The sequence below is a fragment of the Chitinimonas sp. genome (assembly GCF_036568685.1).
In the GTDB taxonomy this organism is placed as follows: Bacteria; Pseudomonadota; Gammaproteobacteria; order Burkholderiales; family Chitinimonadaceae; genus Chitinimonas.
Window position 1 is genome coordinate 1 of sequence record NZ_DATCSC010000118.1, and the last position, 18,876, is coordinate 18,876.

Annotated in this window: 13 protein-coding genes; 7 read left to right on the forward strand and 6 right to left on the reverse strand. The window is 61.9% G+C overall.

What is annotated here, in order from left to right; translation table 11 throughout:
- Window positions 1-169: 169 nt before the first annotated feature.
- Complete coding sequence (locus VIM95_RS16515) at window positions 170-529, reverse strand: hypothetical protein (RefSeq protein WP_331987898.1); 360 nt, start codon at window positions 527-529, stop codon at window positions 170-172.
- 91 nt (window positions 530-620) lie between these two features.
- Window positions 621-1,457: a 3-deoxy-8-phosphooctulonate synthase gene (kdsA, locus tag VIM95_RS16520; RefSeq protein WP_414648536.1), complete on the reverse strand. Its 837-nt coding sequence runs from the start codon at window positions 1,455-1,457 to the stop codon at window positions 621-623.
- 289 nt (window positions 1,458-1,746) lie between these two features.
- Here kdsA and VIM95_RS16525 point away from each other — a divergent pair, with 289 nt between their 5' ends.
- Window positions 1,747-2,964, forward strand: a complete 1,218-nt coding sequence (locus VIM95_RS16525; protein ID WP_331987904.1) for a cyclopropane-fatty-acyl-phospholipid synthase family protein — start codon at window positions 1,747-1,749, stop codon at window positions 2,962-2,964.
- A 23-nt stretch (window positions 2,965-2,987) separates the two neighbouring features.
- Here the strand turns inward: VIM95_RS16525 and VIM95_RS16530 are convergent, their stop codons facing one another.
- The 3 genes from VIM95_RS16530 to VIM95_RS16540 all read right to left on the reverse strand — a co-directional run bounded on the left by VIM95_RS16530 (window position 2,988) and on the right by VIM95_RS16540 (window position 7,224).
- Window positions 2,988-3,197: a hypothetical protein gene (locus VIM95_RS16530; RefSeq protein ID WP_331987906.1), complete on the reverse strand. Its 210-nt coding sequence runs from the start codon at window positions 3,195-3,197 to the stop codon at window positions 2,988-2,990.
- Window positions 3,198-3,379: 182 nt separating this feature from the next.
- A complete protein-coding gene (locus tag VIM95_RS16535) occupies window positions 3,380-4,180 on the reverse strand; it encodes an alpha/beta hydrolase (protein WP_331987909.1) in 801 nt (266 codons plus the stop codon).
- A gap of 53 nt (window positions 4,181-4,233) precedes the next feature.
- The gene (locus VIM95_RS16540; RefSeq protein WP_331987913.1) at window positions 4,234-7,224 is read right to left on the reverse strand and encodes a PAS domain S-box protein; all 2,991 of its coding nucleotides are present in this window, start codon (window positions 7,222-7,224) and stop codon (window positions 4,234-4,236) included.
- 205 nt (window positions 7,225-7,429) lie between these two features.
- Between VIM95_RS16540 and VIM95_RS16545 the strand changes: the two genes are divergently transcribed.
- From VIM95_RS16545 to VIM95_RS16570, 6 genes are all read left to right on the forward strand, one after another.
- Window positions 7,430-9,838 (forward strand): putative bifunctional diguanylate cyclase/phosphodiesterase, encoded by a 2,409-nt coding sequence (locus VIM95_RS16545; protein ID WP_331987915.1) that lies wholly within the window; start codon window positions 7,430-7,432, stop codon window positions 9,836-9,838.
- 87 nt (window positions 9,839-9,925) lie between these two features.
- Complete coding sequence (gene mfd, locus VIM95_RS16550; RefSeq protein WP_331987918.1) at window positions 9,926-13,360, forward strand: transcription-repair coupling factor; 3,435 nt, start codon at window positions 9,926-9,928, stop codon at window positions 13,358-13,360.
- Window positions 13,361-13,549: 189 nt separating this feature from the next.
- Window positions 13,550-14,002 carry a peroxiredoxin gene (locus tag VIM95_RS16555; RefSeq protein WP_331987921.1) on the forward strand — a complete coding sequence of 151 codons (453 nt, stop codon included), beginning with the start codon at window positions 13,550-13,552 and terminating at the stop codon, window positions 14,000-14,002.
- A gap of 110 nt (window positions 14,003-14,112) precedes the next feature.
- Window positions 14,113-15,516: a PhoH family protein gene (locus VIM95_RS16560; protein WP_331987923.1), complete on the forward strand. Its 1,404-nt coding sequence runs from the start codon at window positions 14,113-14,115 to the stop codon at window positions 15,514-15,516.
- A 109-nt stretch (window positions 15,517-15,625) separates the two neighbouring features.
- Window positions 15,626-16,396: a ParA family protein gene (locus VIM95_RS16565; protein ID WP_331987925.1), complete on the forward strand. Its 771-nt coding sequence runs from the start codon at window positions 15,626-15,628 to the stop codon at window positions 16,394-16,396.
- An 8-nt stretch (window positions 16,397-16,404) separates the two neighbouring features.
- Window positions 16,405-17,298, forward strand: a complete 894-nt coding sequence (locus VIM95_RS16570) for a tetratricopeptide repeat protein (RefSeq protein WP_331987927.1) — start codon at window positions 16,405-16,407, stop codon at window positions 17,296-17,298.
- Window positions 17,299-17,374: 76 nt separating this feature from the next.
- Here VIM95_RS16570 and dnaB read toward each other — a convergent pair whose 3' ends face one another.
- Complete coding sequence (gene dnaB / locus VIM95_RS16575) at window positions 17,375-18,805, reverse strand: replicative DNA helicase (protein WP_331987929.1); 1,431 nt, start codon at window positions 18,803-18,805, stop codon at window positions 17,375-17,377.
- Between the last annotated feature and the right edge of the window lie 71 nt (window positions 18,806-18,876).

Sequence of the window (18,876 nt, forward strand, 5' to 3'; positions counted from 1 at the left end):
AACGATGATGATGGCGGCAAAGGCCATGGACTTCCCCTAAAGACTTTGGATTGCTGGACGCCCTCGGCGCGAGGGGGGCGGGAGGATACCAAAATCGCTAGCGGTTTAGCGGGAAATTGCTGCGAGCCGGCCGGCTACGGGTATATGGCTAAGGCCGGATTGGCTCGGGCTATTGGCTGGCGTCGATCGTCGCGAGCCAGTTCAGGCCGCCTTCCACGACCTTGAGGCAGACCTTGGTGGGAACATCAGGCACTTGCTGACCCTTGCCATCGTAGCAATGGCATTTGTCCTTGTCGGCGTTACGTGCGCAACCAATGACCGAATCGATACGCCGTTGCTTTTCGTTACGTGCGGAGTTTTCGGCTTGCTGCTGCGCAAGCTTGGCCATGTTGGCGGTAGTTTGCTCTTGCAGCTTCGCGGTCATGTTGACCGTGGAGGCTGTGATTTTTTCTACGGCGGCCTGGGCGGCGTAGTAACGCGCTCCAGCAGCAATGAGAATGACGACGATACCTCCCAGCAAGTAGCGCATGGGGCCTCCCTAAAGCTTGGAATAGTTGTGCGACAACTATACCCGGGCTGGCGAGCGGCTCGCCAGCCCGAGGGAGTGGGTCTTGGGTCGATCAGGCGGGAATATTGAGCGGTGGGAAGGACTTGACCAGATCGTCGATGGCCTTGACCTCGCTCAGGAAGGGTTCCAGCAGATGCAGCGGTAAGGCACTTGGGCCGTCACACTTGGCCTGGGCCGGGTCCGGGTGGGCCTCCAGGAACAGGCCGGCAAGGCCCAGCGCCATGCCGGAGCGGGCCAGTTCGGCTACCTGCGCACGGCGGCCGCCCGAGGCGGCGGCACCCGATTCGCGCTGCTGCAGCGAATGGGTGACGTCAAAGATGATGGGCAGGTCGTTGGTGGTCTTCTTCATGACCCCAAAGCCCAGCATGTCGACAACCAGGTTGTCGTAGCCAAAGCAGGTGCCGCGGTCGCACAGGATCAGCTTGTCGTTGCCGGCCTCGATGAACTTCTCGACGATGTTCTTCATCTGGCTCGGGCTCAGGAATTGCGGCTTCTTGATATTGATGACGCGGCCGGTCTTGGCGAGCGCGACCACCAGGTCGGTCTGGCGGGCCAGAAAGGCCGGCAGTTGCAGCACATCGACCACTTCGGCCACCGGAGCGGCCTGGTGGGGTTCGTGTACGTCGGTGATCACTGGTACGCCGAAGGTGGTCTTGACCGCCTCCAGGATGCGCAGGCCTTCTTCCAGCCCAGGACCCCGGTAGGAGTGGATGGACGAGCGGTTGGCCTTGTCGTAGCTGCCCTTGAAGACGTAGGGGATGCCCAGCTTCTGGGTGACGCGGACATATTCCTCGGCGGAGCGCAGCGCCAGGTCGCGGGATTCCAGTACGTTGACGCCGCCGAACAGCGTGAACGGAGCGCGGTTATCGACAGTAATGGCGGAGCCTATGGAAACTTGCGGCACGGCTTTTCCTTTATTCGCTTAGCGTTGAAACAATGGGGCGACTATATCGCGACGGGCGGGGCTTGGTCCAAGGCCTTCGAGCATTGGACTGGGGTGATCGGCCGCTGCAATCGGGGCCGCGGCGCTATTTCACTAGCCTGCCCCGGTCTGGATTGGTCTGGAACCTAATCGATATTTGGGCAACCTAAACGGCGAGGCCTCCGGCAGCTGGCAATTGAGGGGGCGATTGCCTAATACGCAGATGAGGGAAATTCAGACTAAGAGAGGGGGCGCGATGGCTTGGGAAAAGAATCTCGAACAGTGGGTGATGGATGTCAGGCGTCGTACGCCAGTAGCGGCCAGGTTGTCGCTGTGGGATGGGCGCTATTTTGACTTTGGCGAGTTCAACGCGCCGGACGTCACCTTGCATGTAACCGGTCCCTCGGCCTTCAACTATCTCTTGGAGCCCGACCTGGACAGCCTGAGCGAAGCCTATATCCGCACCCTTATCGACGTCGAGGGGCGGCTGGAGGATGTGGTTGAGCTGGCCTATGGCCTTGCACAGGGTGGCGTGGCCAGCCGGCTGGCACGCCTGACCAGCTACTTTCGCCATAGCCGCCGGTCCGATAGGCAGGCCATCCAGTACCACTACGACGTTTCCAACGACTTTTATGCAGCCTGGCTTGATCCGAACATGGTGTATTCCTGCGCCTATTTCGAGACCGGCCGGGAGGACTTGGCGACGGCTCAGATCAAGAAGATCGACCATATCCTGACCAAGATCCGCTTGGCGCCGGGCCAGACGCTGCTGGATATCGGTTGCGGCTGGGGTGGCTTGGTGCTGCGTGCCGCAAGCCGGTTTGGCGCCCGTTGCGTAGGGATCACGCTGTCGGAGAATCAGTACGCACTGGCCCGCGAGCGGGTCAAGGCGGCGGGCCTGGAGGACCGGGTGGAAATACGGCTGCAGGACTATCGCGATATAGACGGCCAGTTCGACCGGATTACCAGTGTGGGTATGTTCGAGCACGTGGGCCTGCGGCAATTGGCTGCCTATTTTGGCCGTATTCGCGACCTGCTGGCCGAGGATGGCCTGGCGTTGAACCACGGGATCACCTCGACCGATGCCGAGAGTGGCGAGACGCCGTTCGGTGCCAGTGATTTCATCGAGAAGTACGTATTCCCCGGCGGTGAGCTGCCGCATATCGGCCTGGTGCTGCAAACCATGCAGCAAGGCGGGCTGGAGGCCTTGGATGTGGAGGGTTTGCGTCGCCACTACGCCCGTACGTTATCCATCTGGTCAGACAACTTTGAGCGCAACAGCGATTGGATACGCAAAGAGGTAGGCGAGGAGAAGTTCCGCATCTGGCGCATCTATCTGGCCGGCTGCGCCCACGCCTTCCGGCATGACTGGATCTCTATCTACCAGGTACTGTGCACCAAGGCGTCGAGGCCGGCCGAGGAGCTGCATTGGTCCCGTGGCTATATGTACGCGAGTGAGCTCGGGCAGGCTTGAGCGCTTGAGGCAGCGCACCTCCGCTACAGGTGATCGTTGATCAGTTGTTCCAGTACTTCATACAGGGTCGCCTTGCGTTCTTTGGCGACCCTGCGCAATTTGGCGATTGCCAATTCGTCCAGATCACAGGCGAAGGAGCGCGGGATGCGCTTGAGCCCCGTCTGCCCTGCGGCCAGAAAACCGGCCTGGCGCTGCAGGCTGCGGCTGCGTCGTTTGCGTTCTGCTGCCGTCATGGCCTCCCTGCCCAGGCTTGGGCGGCCTCGCTTGCGGGGGGCGTCGGCTGTGGGCAGTGGCTTAGGTGGTACTTTGGACATGGAGCTGCTCGCTACAGGGCAGCCCATTTTACTTCAAATGGTGACTAGTCACTAATGGTGGGGCAAGAAAGCCTGGGCAGGATGCCCAGGCTGGTTCGCGATCAGCGGTTCAGCAGGCGCGCGATCATCTGCTTGACCTCATCTGCCGCCATGGCTGGCTGTTCAAACGGGAACAGATGCCCACCTTCGACCTTGCGCAGCTGTATGCCGAAGTATCGACGCATATGGCTCAGGTCGCTACGCCGCACATAGCTTGATTTGCTGCCGCCAATAAAGCCGGCCGGTACTTGCAGCTGGCCACGATAACTCGGCAGGTTGTGCGGCAGGCCGCAATAGATCAGGTGCTCCACCTCGGGTTCAAAGCGCAGCTGTACCCCCGCCTCGGTCGTGACGGTGCCGGCCTCGACGTAGTCGCGCAGGCAGGCCGGGTCAAAGTCGGCAAACATGCCGCGGCCCTGGAAGTGCTGATAGGCGGCTTCTTTGCTGGGCCAGGTTTTGCGCCGGGTCAGGGTGCCACGGCCAGGCGTAAGGCGATCGATAAAACCGAACCGCTTGCCTAGCCATAGCGCGGTAGAGACCGGACGGCCAAACACGGGCGAATCGAGCAGGATCACGGCACGAAATAGCTCCGGCCGCTGCAGGGCCGACAAGAGCGAGAGAAAGCCACCGAGCGAATGACCAACCGCGATCACCGGTCCCGCATAGCGCCGCTCTATGTATTGCAGGCTTTCCTCGACCAGGTTGGGCCAGCAATCGGTGACTGGAAAGCGGGGGTCGTGGCCGAGCGCATCGATATAGCCCACGTCGAAGTCGGCCTCGAAGTGCTGCAGGAACTGCCGATAGCTACCGGCAGGGAAGCTATTGGCATGCGAGAAATGCAGCGGTGGCTTGCTCTCAGACATATCTATCAAGCGATTGCTTTGTGTGTTGGCAAAAAATAAACCATGTGAACCCATCAGGCTTGATTCCTCTTCACTGCAATAACCTTGCGCACCGGCGCTGCCTGAAAGACATCGTCGGCAGCCAGCATGGACTCCAGGTCGCCAGCGGGCATGGGGCGGCCCAGCAGATAGCCTTGGACGATGTCGCAGCCGGCGGCGCGCAGGAAGTCGAATTGTTCTATGGTCTCCACTCCCTCCGCAACCACCTTCAGGCGCATTTTGCGGGCAATGGCCACGATGGCCTCGGTAATGGCCTGGTCGTCGGCGTCGTGTGGAATGCCGCTGACAAAGCCACGGTCGATCTTGAGATTATCGAGCGGGTATTGTTTGAGGCTGACCAGCGAAGAGTAACCGGTCCCAAAGTCGTCGATGGACAGCGCCACCCCCATCTCGCGCAGCTGATGCAGCACCGTCACCGCCTCCTGCGGCTTTTGCATGATGGTGCTCTCGGTGATCTCTAGCTCCAGCATATTGGCCGGCAACCGGCTCTCGGCCAGCGCGTTGCGTATGGTCTCCAGCAGCTTGTCGTCAGCAAACTGGCGAGCGGACAGATTGACCGCCACATGCGCCAGGGCGTGACCGGCATCCAGCCATACCCTACCCTGCCGGCAAGCCTCACGCAGCACCCAGGCACCTATGGGGACGATCAGGCCATTTTGCTCTGCCATGCTGATGAACTGGGCCGGGGGTACCAGGCCAAGCTCAGGGTGGCGCCAGCGTATCAGGGCCTCGACGCCTACCACGCTACCGGTGGCGGTGGCGACCTGAGGCTGGTAGTGCAGCTCGAACTCCTGCCGCTCCAGAGCATGCCGCAAGCTGTTCTCCAGCAGCAGGTGCTCAAAGGCCTGGGCGTTCATTTCCTTGGCAAAGAACTGGTAGGTGTTCTTGCCCCGTTCCTTGGCCCGGTACATTGCCACGTCAGCATTCTTGAGCAGGCTGGTGGCATCCTGACCGTCACCTGGGTAGACGGCTACGCCCACGCTGGCGGTCACGAACATCTCGTGGCCGTCGATGACAAAGTGCTGCGACATGGCGCCGACAATGCGGCTGGCGACATCGGCAGCGATCTCCGGCGCGTTGAGGTTCTCCAGCACGATGGTGAACTCGTCCCCGCCCAGCCGGCCTACCAGGTCGGTTTCCTTGACCTGGTTACGCAGCCGCTCGGTAGCGGCGACCAGGAGACGGTCGCCTATGCCATGACCTAGGGTGTCGTTAATGGCCTTGAAACGGTCCAGGTCCAGGAACAGCACGGCCAGCGACTGGCGGCGGGCCTTGGCCCGGTTGATCTCGTGCTCCAATTGGCTCATCAGCCCGCTGCGGTTGAGCAGGCCGGTCAGGCCGTCATGGTTTGCCAGGTAGTGCAGCCGGTTCTCGGCTTCCTTGCGACTGGTGTAGTCGGTAAACACACCCACATAGCTGCTGATACGGTCGGAGTCATCCCGCACGGCCGAGATGGACATCCAGACCGGGTACCACTCGCCATTGAGGCGGCGGTCACGCATCTCGCCCTGCCAATGGCCGTCGCGGGCCAGGTGGTCGAGCATCTCGTGGTTGAACTCGGCCCGTGCATCTTGGCGCATCAGCATGCGCGAGATCTTGCCGATAGCCTGCTGGGCCGAATAACCGGTGATGCGGGTAAAGGCCGGGTTGACCGCGACGATGCGGCTGTCGGCATCGGTAATCAGGATGCCCTCGCTGGCCGACTCGAACACCCTCGCAGCCAAACGCGACTGCAGCTCCGCTTCTACGCGCTGGCTTACATCCAATGCAATGCCGATCACGGCCGGGCGGCCCTGGTATTCGAACAAGCGGCCGTGAGCCTCAGTCCACAGATAGCTACCGTCACGGCGCATGGCGCGGTAGGTATAGCGTACGCTATCAAGTTCACCAGCCAGGCGGCGGCGATGGTTCTCGCGCAGGAGGGCCAGGTCTTCGGGGGCGGTGACGGCTTCTACCGGCAGGCCGATCAGCTCGTCCGGGTTCTGATAGCCCAGCACGCGCGCCAGTTCCGGGTTGGCGTAGACCAGCTTGCCATCCTGCACCACATAGAGGCCCACCAGCGACAGTTCGACAAAGGCGCGGAATTTCCGCTCCGACTCCGCCAGCTTGCGTTCCGCCGCCTTGGCGATGCTGAGGTCGCTGAGGATGGAAACATAATGGCTGGGCGTACCGCTGGCATCCAGAACAGCGTTGATGGACAACATGGTCGGATAGACGACACCATCCTTGCGCAGCGCCTCGAATTCGCCCTGCCAACGGCCTTCGCTGCTGGCGATGGCCAGCACTTTCTCCAGGCGCTCGCCGGAAAGGCGGTGTTCCAACGCCAGGGCCGGCTGGCCCAGTAGTTCTTCGCGGCTATAGCCGGAGAGGGATTCCAGCGCCGGGTTCACGGCCACGATCAGGCCCTGGGCGTCGGTTACCACAATACCTTCGCTGCTCGCCTCGAACACCCGACCGTAGAGCGCCAGTTCCTGCTGGGCGACCACCCAATCGGTCACATCGAGCAAAAGGCCAGTGACATAGCTCTCCCTGCCTTGTGCGACGGTATGGCTCTCGACTTCGCACTGGCGGATGGTGCCGTCGCCGCGAATGATGCGAAAGCTGTAACGCGAGGTCTCGCCTTCCTGGTCTGGGCTACCGTTGAGGAGATTTTCGACCAGCGGCAGGTCTTCCGGGTAAACAAAGGTGCCAAAGGGTTGGGACAACAACTCAGCTTCGGGCCTACCGAGCAGTTCGGCCAGTGCCGGGTTGCAATAGCTGATCCGGTCGATCCTGAGTGAGAAAAGGCCGATCAGCGATTGGTCGACAAAGTCGGCCAACTGCCAGTCGAACTCGCTGGCCTGCCGCTGAGCTGCGGCGGGCCGGTAAAAGTGCATGACCAGTGCGCCGAGCAGTATGGCCAGGATCAGGGCCAGCCAAGCCGGCAGGGTCTTGGCGGACAGTATGGCAGCGGCGACTGCCAAGCCCAGCGCCGGGGCCGGCCATATCGGTGGGGTCTTCTCCATCGCTCTCTTTTAGGTTGGGTCACGGCGGGAAGCTGGCCGCGCCTGATTCGGGCGTATGTCTGCGTTCGATTGTAAGGGAAAACCCGGTTCGCGCCAGCCGCTCTTTTCCCGGTGAGGGTCTATGCTGGGGCTGGGGCGCCGCTTGCGCGGTCAACCCTATTGGCACGACCAGACTCCTACTACGGATGTATTGCCACTTCGCTCAATGTCCAAACGTCTTACGCTCAGTTTGACCTACATCGCCCTGGCTGCGCTCTGGATTGCGCTTTCGGACAGGTTGCTGGCGCTGCTGACCAGCTCGCCGGCCTGGCTCAACCGACTGCAGACGCTCAAGGGCGGTATATTCGTGCTGCTGACCGGTGGGACGCTCTATTGGCTGCTGGGGCGCGGCGAGCGGGCCAACGAGGCTTCTCGTCGGCGTATCGAGGCCTTGAGTGGCTTCTACCAGGCACTCTCCAGGGTGTCGGACGCCGTCATGCGTGCCGAGCAGACCCAGCCCCTGTTTGCATCCGTATGCGACACGATTGTGACCAACCCGGGCATTTGCGTCGCTGCAGTGACCTTGATTGAACCGGACGGTCAACATCTGCGCGGGGTCTATGCGGCTGGCGCGGCTGCCAGCATCTATGGGCAGTTGCTGTCGCTCGATCCCGCCAGCGACCGCTCGGCCTCGGTGTCCTTGCGCGCCATCCAGGCGCGCGCGCCCTGCATCTGCAACGACATCAGCAGCGAGCCGGGTTTCGAGATGTGGTATGCCCTCTATGCGGCCAACCAGATCCGCTCGTTTGCCGCCTTTCCGCTCTACCGCGAGGGACGCGTAGCGGGTGCCCTGTCGGTGGCTAGCCGCAGCCTGGATTTCTTCGACGCCGAGTTGGTGGAGCTGCTGGTTCGGCTGGCAGATGCACTTTCCTTCGGCTTGGGGCATGTGCAGCGCCTGCGCCGCCTGCAACTGATGGATCGCCTGATCGAGCGGGCCAATGACGGGGTGATGGTGACAGACAGCCAGGGTGTGATCCTGGCGGTGAATCCGCGCTTCTGTGAGATCAGTGGGTGGGGTGAACAGGAATTGCTGGGGCAGACCCCCAGGCTGCTGCGCTCCGGGCGGGCATCGGCCGAGTTCTTTGCCGAGATGTGGCAGCGCCTGCAGCAGCAAGGCCACTGGCGGGGCGAGATATGGAATCGCCGCCGCAATGGCGAGGTATACCCGGAGTGGCTTGCCATCTCGGCGGTGTATGACGAACAGGGCGCCGTGGAATGCTACTTCGCGGTATTCAGCGACTTGAGTGAGCGGGTGGCGGCGGAGCAACGCATCCGCGAGCTGACCTCGGTCGACCCGCTGACCGGTGTGCTCAATGCCGAGGTATTCCGCGCCCGTTTGGCCGAGCACTTGCAGCAGATCCGGCAAAGCAAGCGGCGGGCGCTGGTGGCGGTACTCAATCTCAACCGACTGCGGGTCATCAACCAGGTCTATGGGCGCGAGAAAGGCGACCGGGTGTTGCGCGAGATCGGTGAGCGGCTGCGTGCACTCGAGCTGCCGGATGCCTTGTTGGGGCGGCTGGGCGGAGACGAATTTGCCGTTGCCGTAGGTGGTCTGCACACGCTTGAAGAGGTGATGTTGCAAGCACGTCGCCTAGCCGGCTGCTTCAACGCGCTGTTCGCGCTGGATGCGGACACCCTGGTGATACGACCCAGTATCGGTGTGGTCTGCTTCCCTGAGCATGGCGAGGATGCGGTGACGGTGCTGGCGCATGCGACGGCTGCCATGCAGCGTTGCAAGCGTGAGGGCCTGGACACAGTCCGCCTCTATACCCCCGACCTCTCACATGAGGTCAGTGCCCCGTTCGAGCTGGAGCAGGACCTGCGTCGCGCCATCGATAACGGCGAACTCTGGTTGGCCTTCCAGCCTCAGGTCAGGTTGGCGGACGGTTACCCGATCGGCATGGAAACCCTGCTGCGTTGGCAGCACCCTACCCTGGGGGCGATCTCGCCGGCCAAGTTCGTGCCGGTGGCGGAGGAGTCGGGGCTGATTTTGCCGATAGGCGAATGGATCTTGTTCGAGGCCTGCCGCCAGGCAGCGGGCTGGATACGGCGGCACGGCCGGCCGCTCCGGGTGGCGGTCAATGTCTCGGCACTGCAGTTCCAGCGGCAGAATTGGCCGCGCTTGGTGGAAAAGGCCCTGACTGCCAGCGGGCTCGACCCGGCTTGTCTTGAGCTGGAGGTGACCGAGAGCGTGGTGATGCAGCACATCGACGCCGTGACCATGCGGCTGAGGGCGCTCAAGGCGCTGGGCGTGCAACTGGCCATCGATGACTTCGGTACCGGTTACTCTTCGCTGGCTTACCTCAAGCGGTTGCCCATAGACCGGCTCAAGATCGACCAGAGTTTTGTGCGCGGCCTGCCACATGATGCCGGGGATATGGCGATATCGCATGCCATCGTCGGCCTGGCTGCGAGCCTGGGCTTTCAGACCATCGCCGAGGGAGTGGAGACCGCCGAGCAGGTGGCTTGCCTGCAAACCATGGGCTGCCCGGAGGCCCAGGGTTGGCACTACGCACGAGCCATGCCGGCGGCGGATTTCACTACCTGGCTTGAGGCCGCGGTGAGTGGTGGATGAGCAGGATTTGTTTGCTTGCCGAGGGCGGCAGTTCTTGATCGCGGCGTATAATCGTCCGCCTTGTCCGTCCCGCTCGGTTTGTCCACGATGCCTTCGCTGTTGCCGTCCCCTGCCCTGCCACCCGCTGGTCAACGTTTGCGCTTGGCAATCCCGCCCGGCTCGGCTGATGCGAGCCTGCTGGCCGAGCTGAGCAATGCGGCGCGCCCCTTGCTCATACTCACTTCAGACGCCCAGGCGGCCAGCCGCCTGCAGGATGAGATTGCCTGGTTTGCCCCGGGCAAGACGGTGGTGCTGCTGCCCGACTGGGAAACCTTGCCCTATGACAGCTTTTCTCCTCACCATGACCTGATCTCGGAACGGCTTGCCACACTTTGGCAGATACGCCAGCAACAGGCCGATGTGCTGATCGTGCCGGTACAGACCGCGCTGATGCCGCTGCCGCCGGTGGAGTACCTGACGGCCTACAGCTTCTTCCTCAAGGCCAAGACACGGTTGGACGTGGAGAAGCTACGCGCTGACCTGACCTTTGCCGGTTACAGCCATGTGACTCAAGTATACGGGCCGGGCGAATTCTCCATCCGCGGTGGCTTGATCGACCTGTTCCCCATGGGCTCCACGCTGCCCTACCGGTTGGACCTGTTCGACGACGACATCGAAACCATCCGCACCTTTGATGTCGATACCCAACGCAGTATCTACCCGGTACCCGAGATACGCCTGCTGCCTGCCCGCGAATTCCCGCTGGATGATGGCGGTCGAGCCAAGTTCCGCTCCCGCTTCCGCGAGGTGTTCGAGGGTGATCCGAGCAAGTCGCGTGTCTACAAGGACATCTCCAACGGGCTGATCCCGCCGGGGGTGGAGTACTACCTGCCCTTGTTCTTCGACCAGACCGCAACCCTGTTCGACTATATCGGGCCGGATGCGCTCTTGGTGCAGCACGGTGACCTGATGCAGTCCTGTGATCGCTTCTGGGCCGATACCCAAAGCCGCTACAAGATGCTGGCAGGCGACAAGGACAAGCCGCTGCTGCCGCCGCAGGAGCTGTTCCTGACCACGGATCGCTTTTTCGCGCTGATGAAACCCTACCGCCGGCTGGAGCTGCAGGCGGAGGGGCCGGCAGTTGAAGATGCGCGCGACACTGCATGGCGCGAGGCTAGCCAGGGCTTGCCTGAGCTACGCGTCGACCGCCGTGCCGATAATCCGATCCAGAAGCTGGCCGACTTCGTGGCCGGCTTCGATGGCAAGGTAGTGCTATTGGCCGAATCGCTGGGCCGGCGCGAGACGCTGTCGCAATACTTTGCCGAATATGGCCTCAAGCCCAGCCTGGCCGAGCATTGGCAGGAGTGCCTGGAGCGTGACGAGCACTGCCTGCTGGCGGTCTCGCCGCTGGCGACCGGCTTTGTTGCTGGCGGGATTGCCCTGATCACCGAGGCCGATCTTTATGGCCAGAGCAGCTCCCTGAGCCGGCGCAAGGCGCAAAAGCGCAGCAATGCCGAGGGCATGCTGCGTGATCTGAGCGAACTCAAGGTCGGTGACCCGGTTGTGCACGAGCAGCATGGCATCGGCCGGTACAACGGTCTGGTGAGCATGGACCTGGGTGAAGGCGCCACCGAGATGTTGCTGCTGGAGTATGCGGGCGGCGACAAGCTCTACGTGCCGGTGGCGCAGTTGCACGTGATCAGCCGCTACGCGGGCGGCGCAGAGGACAGCGCACCACTGCACAAGCTCGGCTCCGGCAGTTGGGAGAAGGCCAAGCGCAAGGCGGCCGAACAGGTACGCGATACGGCCGCCGAGCTGCTCAACCTCTATGCCCGCCGCGCGGCGCGCGAGGGCTATGCTTTTGGCTTCAAGGTCCACGACTACGAGGCCTTTGCCGCGGGTTTCGGCTTTGAGGAAACCGCCGACCAGGCAGGGGCCATTGAAGCGGTGATCGCCGATATGACCAGTGGCAAGCCCATGGACCGGCTGATCTGTGGCGACGTGGGCTTTGGCAAGACCGAGGTGGCCCTGCGCGCCGCCTACGTGGCGGTGGCAGATGGCAAGCAGGTGGCTGTGTTGGTGCCGACCACACTCTTGGCCGAGCAGCACTACCAGAATTTCTCTGACCGCTTTGCCGATCTTCCGGTGCGCGTGGCCGAGTTGAGCCGCTTCCGCTCCAAGAAGGAGATCGACACGGCGGTGGCCGGCATGGAAAGCGGCGGGATCGATATCGTGATCGGCACCCACAAGCTGGTGCAGGACGGGGTCAAGTTCAAGAACCTGGGCTTGGTGATCATCGATGAGGAGCACCGCTTCGGCGTCCGGCACAAGGAACAGCTCAAGGCGCTGCGTAGCGAGGTGGATGTGCTGACGCTCACCGCCACGCCCATCCCTCGTACCCTGGCCATGTCGCTCGAAGGCCTGCGCGATTTCTCGGTCATTGCCACCGCCCCCAGCCGACGGCTGGCGATCAAGACCTTCGTGGCCAACTGGAGCGACGGGGTGATACGCGAGGCGGTGTTGCGCGAACTCAAGCGCGGCGGCCAGGTGTTCTTCCTGCATAACGAGGTCGATACCATCGCCAATATGCAGGAGAAACTGACCGCCCTCCTACCCGAGGCCCGTATAGGCGTGGCGCACGGGCAGATGCGTGAGCGCGACCTGGAACAGGTGATGCGTGACTTCAACCAGCAGCGCTTTAACCTGCTCCTGTGCACCACCATCATCGAGACCGGGATCGACATCCCCAACGCCAACACCATCATCATGAACCGGGCCGACAAATTCGGCCTGGCGCAGCTGCACCAGATGCGCGGCCGTGTCGGCCGTTCCCACCACCAGGCCTACGCCTATCTGCTGGTGCCGGATTTGAAGAGCCTCACCCCTGCCGCCAGCAAGCGGCTGGAGGCCATCCAGCAGATGGAAGAGCTAGGCTCGGGCTTCTACCTCGCCATGCACGATCTGGAGATCCGTGGTGCGGGCGAGGTGCTGGGCGACGATCAGTCGGGCGAGATGCAGGAGATCGGCTTCTCGCTCTACTCGGCCATGCTCAATGAAGCGGTCAAGGCACTGAAGAAGGGCGTGGAGCCTGACCTGAACGCACCGCTCGGGGTGGCGACCGAGATCAACCTGCACAGCCCAGCCCTGCTGCCGGATGACTACTGCCCGGACGTGCATGAGCGCTTGGTGCTGTACAAGCGCCTTGCCAATTGCGAGACCAATGACGAGCTCGACGACATGCAACAGGAGCTGATCGACCGCTTTGGCCTATTGCCACCGCCGGCCAAGATCCTGCTCGATTGCCACCGGCTGCGACTGATTGCCAAGCCCATGGGCGTGCTCAAGCTCGATGCCTCGGAGCTGGCGATCTCGGTGCAATTTGCTGCGCAGAATGAGATAGACCCGATGAAGGTCATGAAACTGATCCAGCAAAAGCGCAACTACAAACTGGCCGGTCCGGACCGGCTCAGGGTGGAAAGTGCCCTGCCCGACCCGGCCATGCGTGCGGCACGGGTGAAGGAGCTGCTGCAGGAACTCAAATAGCTTGATCCATGCTTCAAAAACGACCGTTCGGCAGCGGATGGCAACATGTCCGCAACACGGTCATGCGAGGCTAGCGCAATCAAAACAAATACTTCGGCGCGGTGGCGAAAGGCGAGTGCTCCAGGCAGTGCCGCAATGCTTGTATGCCCCGCGCTTTTTGACCACAATCCGATCAAACCGGAGGACGTAATGACCGCAGTACCCGCCCTCAGCCTGCCGATGACCGGCAACCAGACTTTCGATACCGCCGCGCTCGCCGGCAAGCCTTACGTACTCTTCTTCTATCCCAAGGACAACACGCCTGGTTGCACTACCGAGAGTGGTGACTTCCGCGATCAGCATGCGGCGTTCCTGGCTGCAGGTGTACAGGTGTTTGGTGTTAGCCGTGACAGCATCAAATCGCATGAGGGCTTTAAGGCCAAGCTGGAGATGCCATTCGAGCTGGTGTCGGACCCGGAAGAGGCACTGTGCGAGGCCTTCGGGGTGATGAAGATGAAGAATATGTATGGCAAGCAGGTGCGCGGTGTGGAGCGCAGTACCTTTGTGGTGGATGCCCAAGGTCAGGTTGTGAAGGAGTGGCGCGGCGTGAAGGTGCCGGGCCATGTCAGTGAAGTGCTAGCTTTCGTGGAAACGATGAAATAAGCAAAACGCCCGTCCCTGTGACGGGCGTTTTGCATTGAGGGGCCGGCTGCTGTTGCCGGCCCGGACGATGTCGGGGCCTGCTCCGACCTATCACCTAGCCCGAGGAAACCATGGCCGCTGCTCGTAAAGCCAAAAACACCAAGCTCTTTGTGCTGGATACCAACGTGCTGATGCACGATCCAACCAGTCTGTTCCGCTTCGAGGAACATGACATCTGCCTGCCCATGGTGACACTGGAAGAACTCGACGGGCATAAGAAGGGGATGAGTGAAGTTGCCCGCAACGCTCGCCAGGCAAGCCGGTTTCTGGACGATATCGTCAGTGGCAAGGAGGCACATATTGTCGATGGCGTACCGCTGAAGGAACCGTCCAAGGGTATGGCCACCGGCCTATTGTTCCTGCAGACACAGGCCACCAGCGTGGCCCTGCCGGCCGATCTGCCCGTCGGCAAGGCGGACAACCAGATACTGACGGTGGTGATGGAGCTGGCCCAACAGTACGCCAAGCGCGAGGTGGTGTTGGTGTCCAAGGACATCAATATGCGCATCAAGGCGCGTGCCTTGGGGCTGGCTGCGGAGGACTACTTCAACGACCAGGTGCTGGAAGACACCGACCTGCTCTATACCGGCGTACGCGAGATCGAGCAGAGCTTTTGGGAAAAGAATGGCAAGGATATGAAGAGCTGGCAGGAAGGCGGCCGTGCCTACTACCAGCTCAAGGGCAACGACTGCGCCAGCCTCATGCTCAACCAGATGGTCTGGCAGGAGGCCGAAAAGCCCTTCTTGGCCATGGTCAAGCATGTCGAGGGCAAGACCGCCGTGCTGGAGTCGATCAAGGACTACAGCCATCCCAAGAATGCGATCTGGGGCATTACCGCGCGTAACCGGGAGCAGAACTTTGCGATCAATCTCTTGATGAACCCGGATATCGATTTTGTCACCCTGCTCGGCCAGGCCGGTACCGGCAAGACGCTGTTGACCCTGGCTTCGGCGCTGATGATGACGCTGGAGGAGAAGCGCTATACCGAGATCATCATGACCCGGGTCACGGTTCCGGTTGGCGAGGACATCGGTTTTCTGCCCGGCACCGAGGAGGAGAAGATGATGCCCTGGATGGGGGCGTTGGAGGACAACCTCGATGTGCTGAACCAGACCGATGGGGAGTCGGGCGAATGGGGCCGTGCCGCCACGCGTGACCTGATCCGCTCGCGTATCAAGGTCAAGTCGCTCAACTTCATGCGCGGCCGCACCTTCCTCAACAAATTCCTGATCATTGACGAAGCACAGAACCTGACGCCCAAGCAGATGAAGACCCTGATCACCCGCGCGGGACCGGGCACCAAGGTGGTCTGCCTGGGCAATATCGCGCAGATCGACACCCCTTACCTCACCGAAGGCTCGTCCGGTCTGACCTATGTGGTGGACCGCTTCAAGGGCTGGGGGCATGCAGGCCATATCACGCTGCAGCGTGGTGAGCGCTCGCGGCTGGCAGACCACGCGGCGGAAGTGCTATAAATCGGCCCCACTGGCGCCCGGGCTGCCTGTGCAGCCCGGGCGCCTTGTCGTTTGCATGCCGCAAACGCCGGCTAAACTTACGGTCAACCCAAGAGAGAGACAACGCTCCATGACCATCATCGCCGTCTTCAATCAGAAGGGGGGCGTCGGCAAGACCACCGCGACCGCCAACCTTGCCGCTGCCATGGCCCGTAATGGCCTTGCGCCGCTGGCTATAGATCTTGATCCGCAGGCTCACCTGACTGCGATGTCCGGGCTCAAACCCTTGGCCAAGGAAACGATCTACAGCTTCTTTCACGAAGATGCCGCATTGTCTGACCTGGTCAAACAACTGCCCAATCAGGTCAATCTGATCCCTGCCCATATGGAATTGGCACGGGTGGATATGCTGCTGACCCAGAGTCGGCGCGATCTGCGCAAGCTCAAGATCGCCATGGCAGACGAAATGCTGAGCAGTAGCGATACCCCGGTTCTGATCGACTGCTGCCCCATGCTGGGAGTGTTGTCGCTCTCCGCCCTGATGGCTGCCGATGTGGTGCTGGTACCGGTGACGGCCGAGTACTTGGCCATGAATGGGGCCGCCCAGCTGGACCAGACCTTGAGTGGCTTGACCGCCAAGGGCCTGCACCGGCCCCGCAAGGTCTTTATCAACCGCTACCAACGCGGCCATCCTACTTCAGAGAAGGTGGCGCACGAGCTGACGCGGCGCTATGGCAAGGACTTTTGCCGCACCCGGGTGTGCGAAAGCCAGAGTGTGTTGGAAGGTGTGGGCAGCAACCTCGATGTATTCAGTTTCGCACCGGATTCGGAAGGAGCTGAGGATTTCAGCTATCTGCTTGATGAGCTGGTCGAGAGCGGTTTTATCAGGGTGGGCAAGTGATCGTACGCATGCTGTTGTTGACCCTGCTCTCGCTCACGGCGTGGGCGGCCGATATCGACGCGCTATGGGACTATGAGCAGCCGGTGGTATCGGAAAAGCGCTTCCGTGAACTGGATGAGCGGGCTGGACGTGAGCAGGATGCTGCCCTGCAGGCCGAGGCACGGACCCAGATTGCCCGTGCGCTGGGCTTGCAAGGGCGGGTGGCAGAGGGCAATCAGGTGCTGGATGCCTTGCAGCCGACCTTGGGGGAGTTGCCTCCGGTGATCAGCGTGCGTTACCTGCTGGAGCGTGGCCGCTTGATCGGTTCCGGTGGCGACCCCAAGAAGAGTTGGCGTTGGTACCGTAATGCCCTCTTGCTGGCGCAGCGCAATGGCCTGGATTTCCACGCGGTGGATGCCATGCAGATGCTGGCCAATGGTGAGACTGGCAAGGCGGCGCTCGACTGGAATCTCAAGGCGATCGCACTGGCTGAACGCAGTACCCAGCCGCATGCCGGCGATTGGCTGGGCTCGCTCTATAACAACCTGGGGTGGGTCTACCGTGACCAGCGCGACTTGCCCAAGGCGCTCGAATACCTGCGCAAGGCGCAGGCCTGGCAGGAGACGCATGGTGGCGGCAAGCGGCTCCTGATCGCCCGCTGGAGCGTGGCCAAGTTGTTGCGCGAGTCGGGCGAGCATGAGAAGGCGCTGACCGTACAGTTGGACCTGGAGCGTGCCTGGAACAAGCTGGGCGAGGAAGACGGTTACGTCTACGAGGAAATTGCCGAGAACCAGTACGCGCTGGGCCGGGTGGATGTGGCGCGCAGTTACTTCCGCCGGGCACTGCAGCTGTTGTCGCGAGACGAGTGGCTGGTACGCAACGAGGCGGCACGGATCGCCAGGCTGCGGCAGTTGGCGCAGTAGCGGGCACATAGGGCGCGATGCAAGTAAAAACGGCGAACCGAAGTTCGCCGTTTTGCTTGGTCGCCATGGTGCCGCACTATTCGCTGTCGCTCCAGCCGCCGCCCGGCAAGGCGGCATTCTCGAAGCGTGACCAGTGGCCGAGGAAGGTCAGCCGCACAGTACCGGTGGGGCCGTTACGGTGTTTGCTGATGATGATCTCGGCCAGCCCCTTGTCCGGCGAATCCGGGTTGTAGTACTCGTCCCGGTACAGGAAGATGATCAAGTCAGCATCCTGCTCAATGGCGCCGGATTCCCGCAAGTCGGACATCATCGGGCGTTTGTTGGGGCGCTGCTCGACCGAGCGGCTGAGCTGGGACAGCGCGATGACCGGTACCCTCAGTTCCTTGGCCAGGCCCTTGAGCGAACGGGAGATTTCGCCCACTTCGGTCGCCCGGTTCTGATCCTTGCCCGAGCCCGACATCAGCTGGATGTAGTCGATCACGATCAGGCCCAGCTTGCCATTGAACTGGCGGGCCAGGCGGCGCGCGCGGGCACGTAGTTCCAGTGCAGTGAGGCCGGGCGTCTCATCAATAAAGATATTGGCCTCGGACAGCTTGCCGGCGGCGTAGGTCAGCTTCTGCCAATCGTCGTCTTCCAGCTTGCCGGTCTTGATCTTGTGCTGGTCGAGCCGGCCCACCGAGCCCACCATACGCATAACGAGCTGCGCGCCGCCCATTTCCATCGAGAAGATGGCAACGGGCAGGCCGGCATCGATGGCGACGTTTTCGGCTAGGTTCACCGAGAAGGCTGTCTTGCCCATGGAGGGGCGGCCGGCCACGATGATCAGGTCACCGGCCTGCAGGCCCGAGGTACGGGCGTCGAGGTCGGCGAAGCCGGTAGGGATACCCGTCACTGCATCGGGGTTGTCGCGGCTGTATAGCTCATCGATACGGGTTACCACCTCCTTGAGCAGCTGCGGCATACCCAGAAAGCCCTGCTTGCCGCGGGCAGACTGCTCGGCGATCTCGAACACCTTGCCTTCGGCCTCGTCGAGCACCTGCGAGGCATCCCTACCCCTCGGGTTGTAGGCCGCGTCGGCGATCTCGGTCCCGATGGCAGCCAGTTGACGCATGATGGAGCGCTCGCGCACGATTTCTGCATAGCGCTTGATATTGGCCGCGCTAGGGACGTTCTGCGCCAAACTGGCAAGATAGGTCAGGCCGCCGACATAGCTGAGCTGATCGGCATTGTCGAGCGATTCGGCCACGGTCACGGCATCTGCCGGGCGGCCGGTTTCCACCATGCGGGCAATATGGCGGAAGATGACCCGATGGTCGTCGCGGTAGAAGTCCGGTTCGGTCAGCGCATCGGCAATCCGGTCCCAGGCGGCATTGTCGATCAGCAAGCCACCTAGCACCGACTGTTCGGCATCGATCGAATGCGGTGGCGTGCGGATGTTCGCCAGTTGCGGGTCTTCCGCTACCAGATCGGGGGTAAAATGCTCGGTGTCTTCTTGATCGAATTGCATGTGCAGGGGCTGGCGCTTAGGATGCGCGACCTTGTGGTCGCGATTTAAAGTCTCATTCTACCAGCCGCACA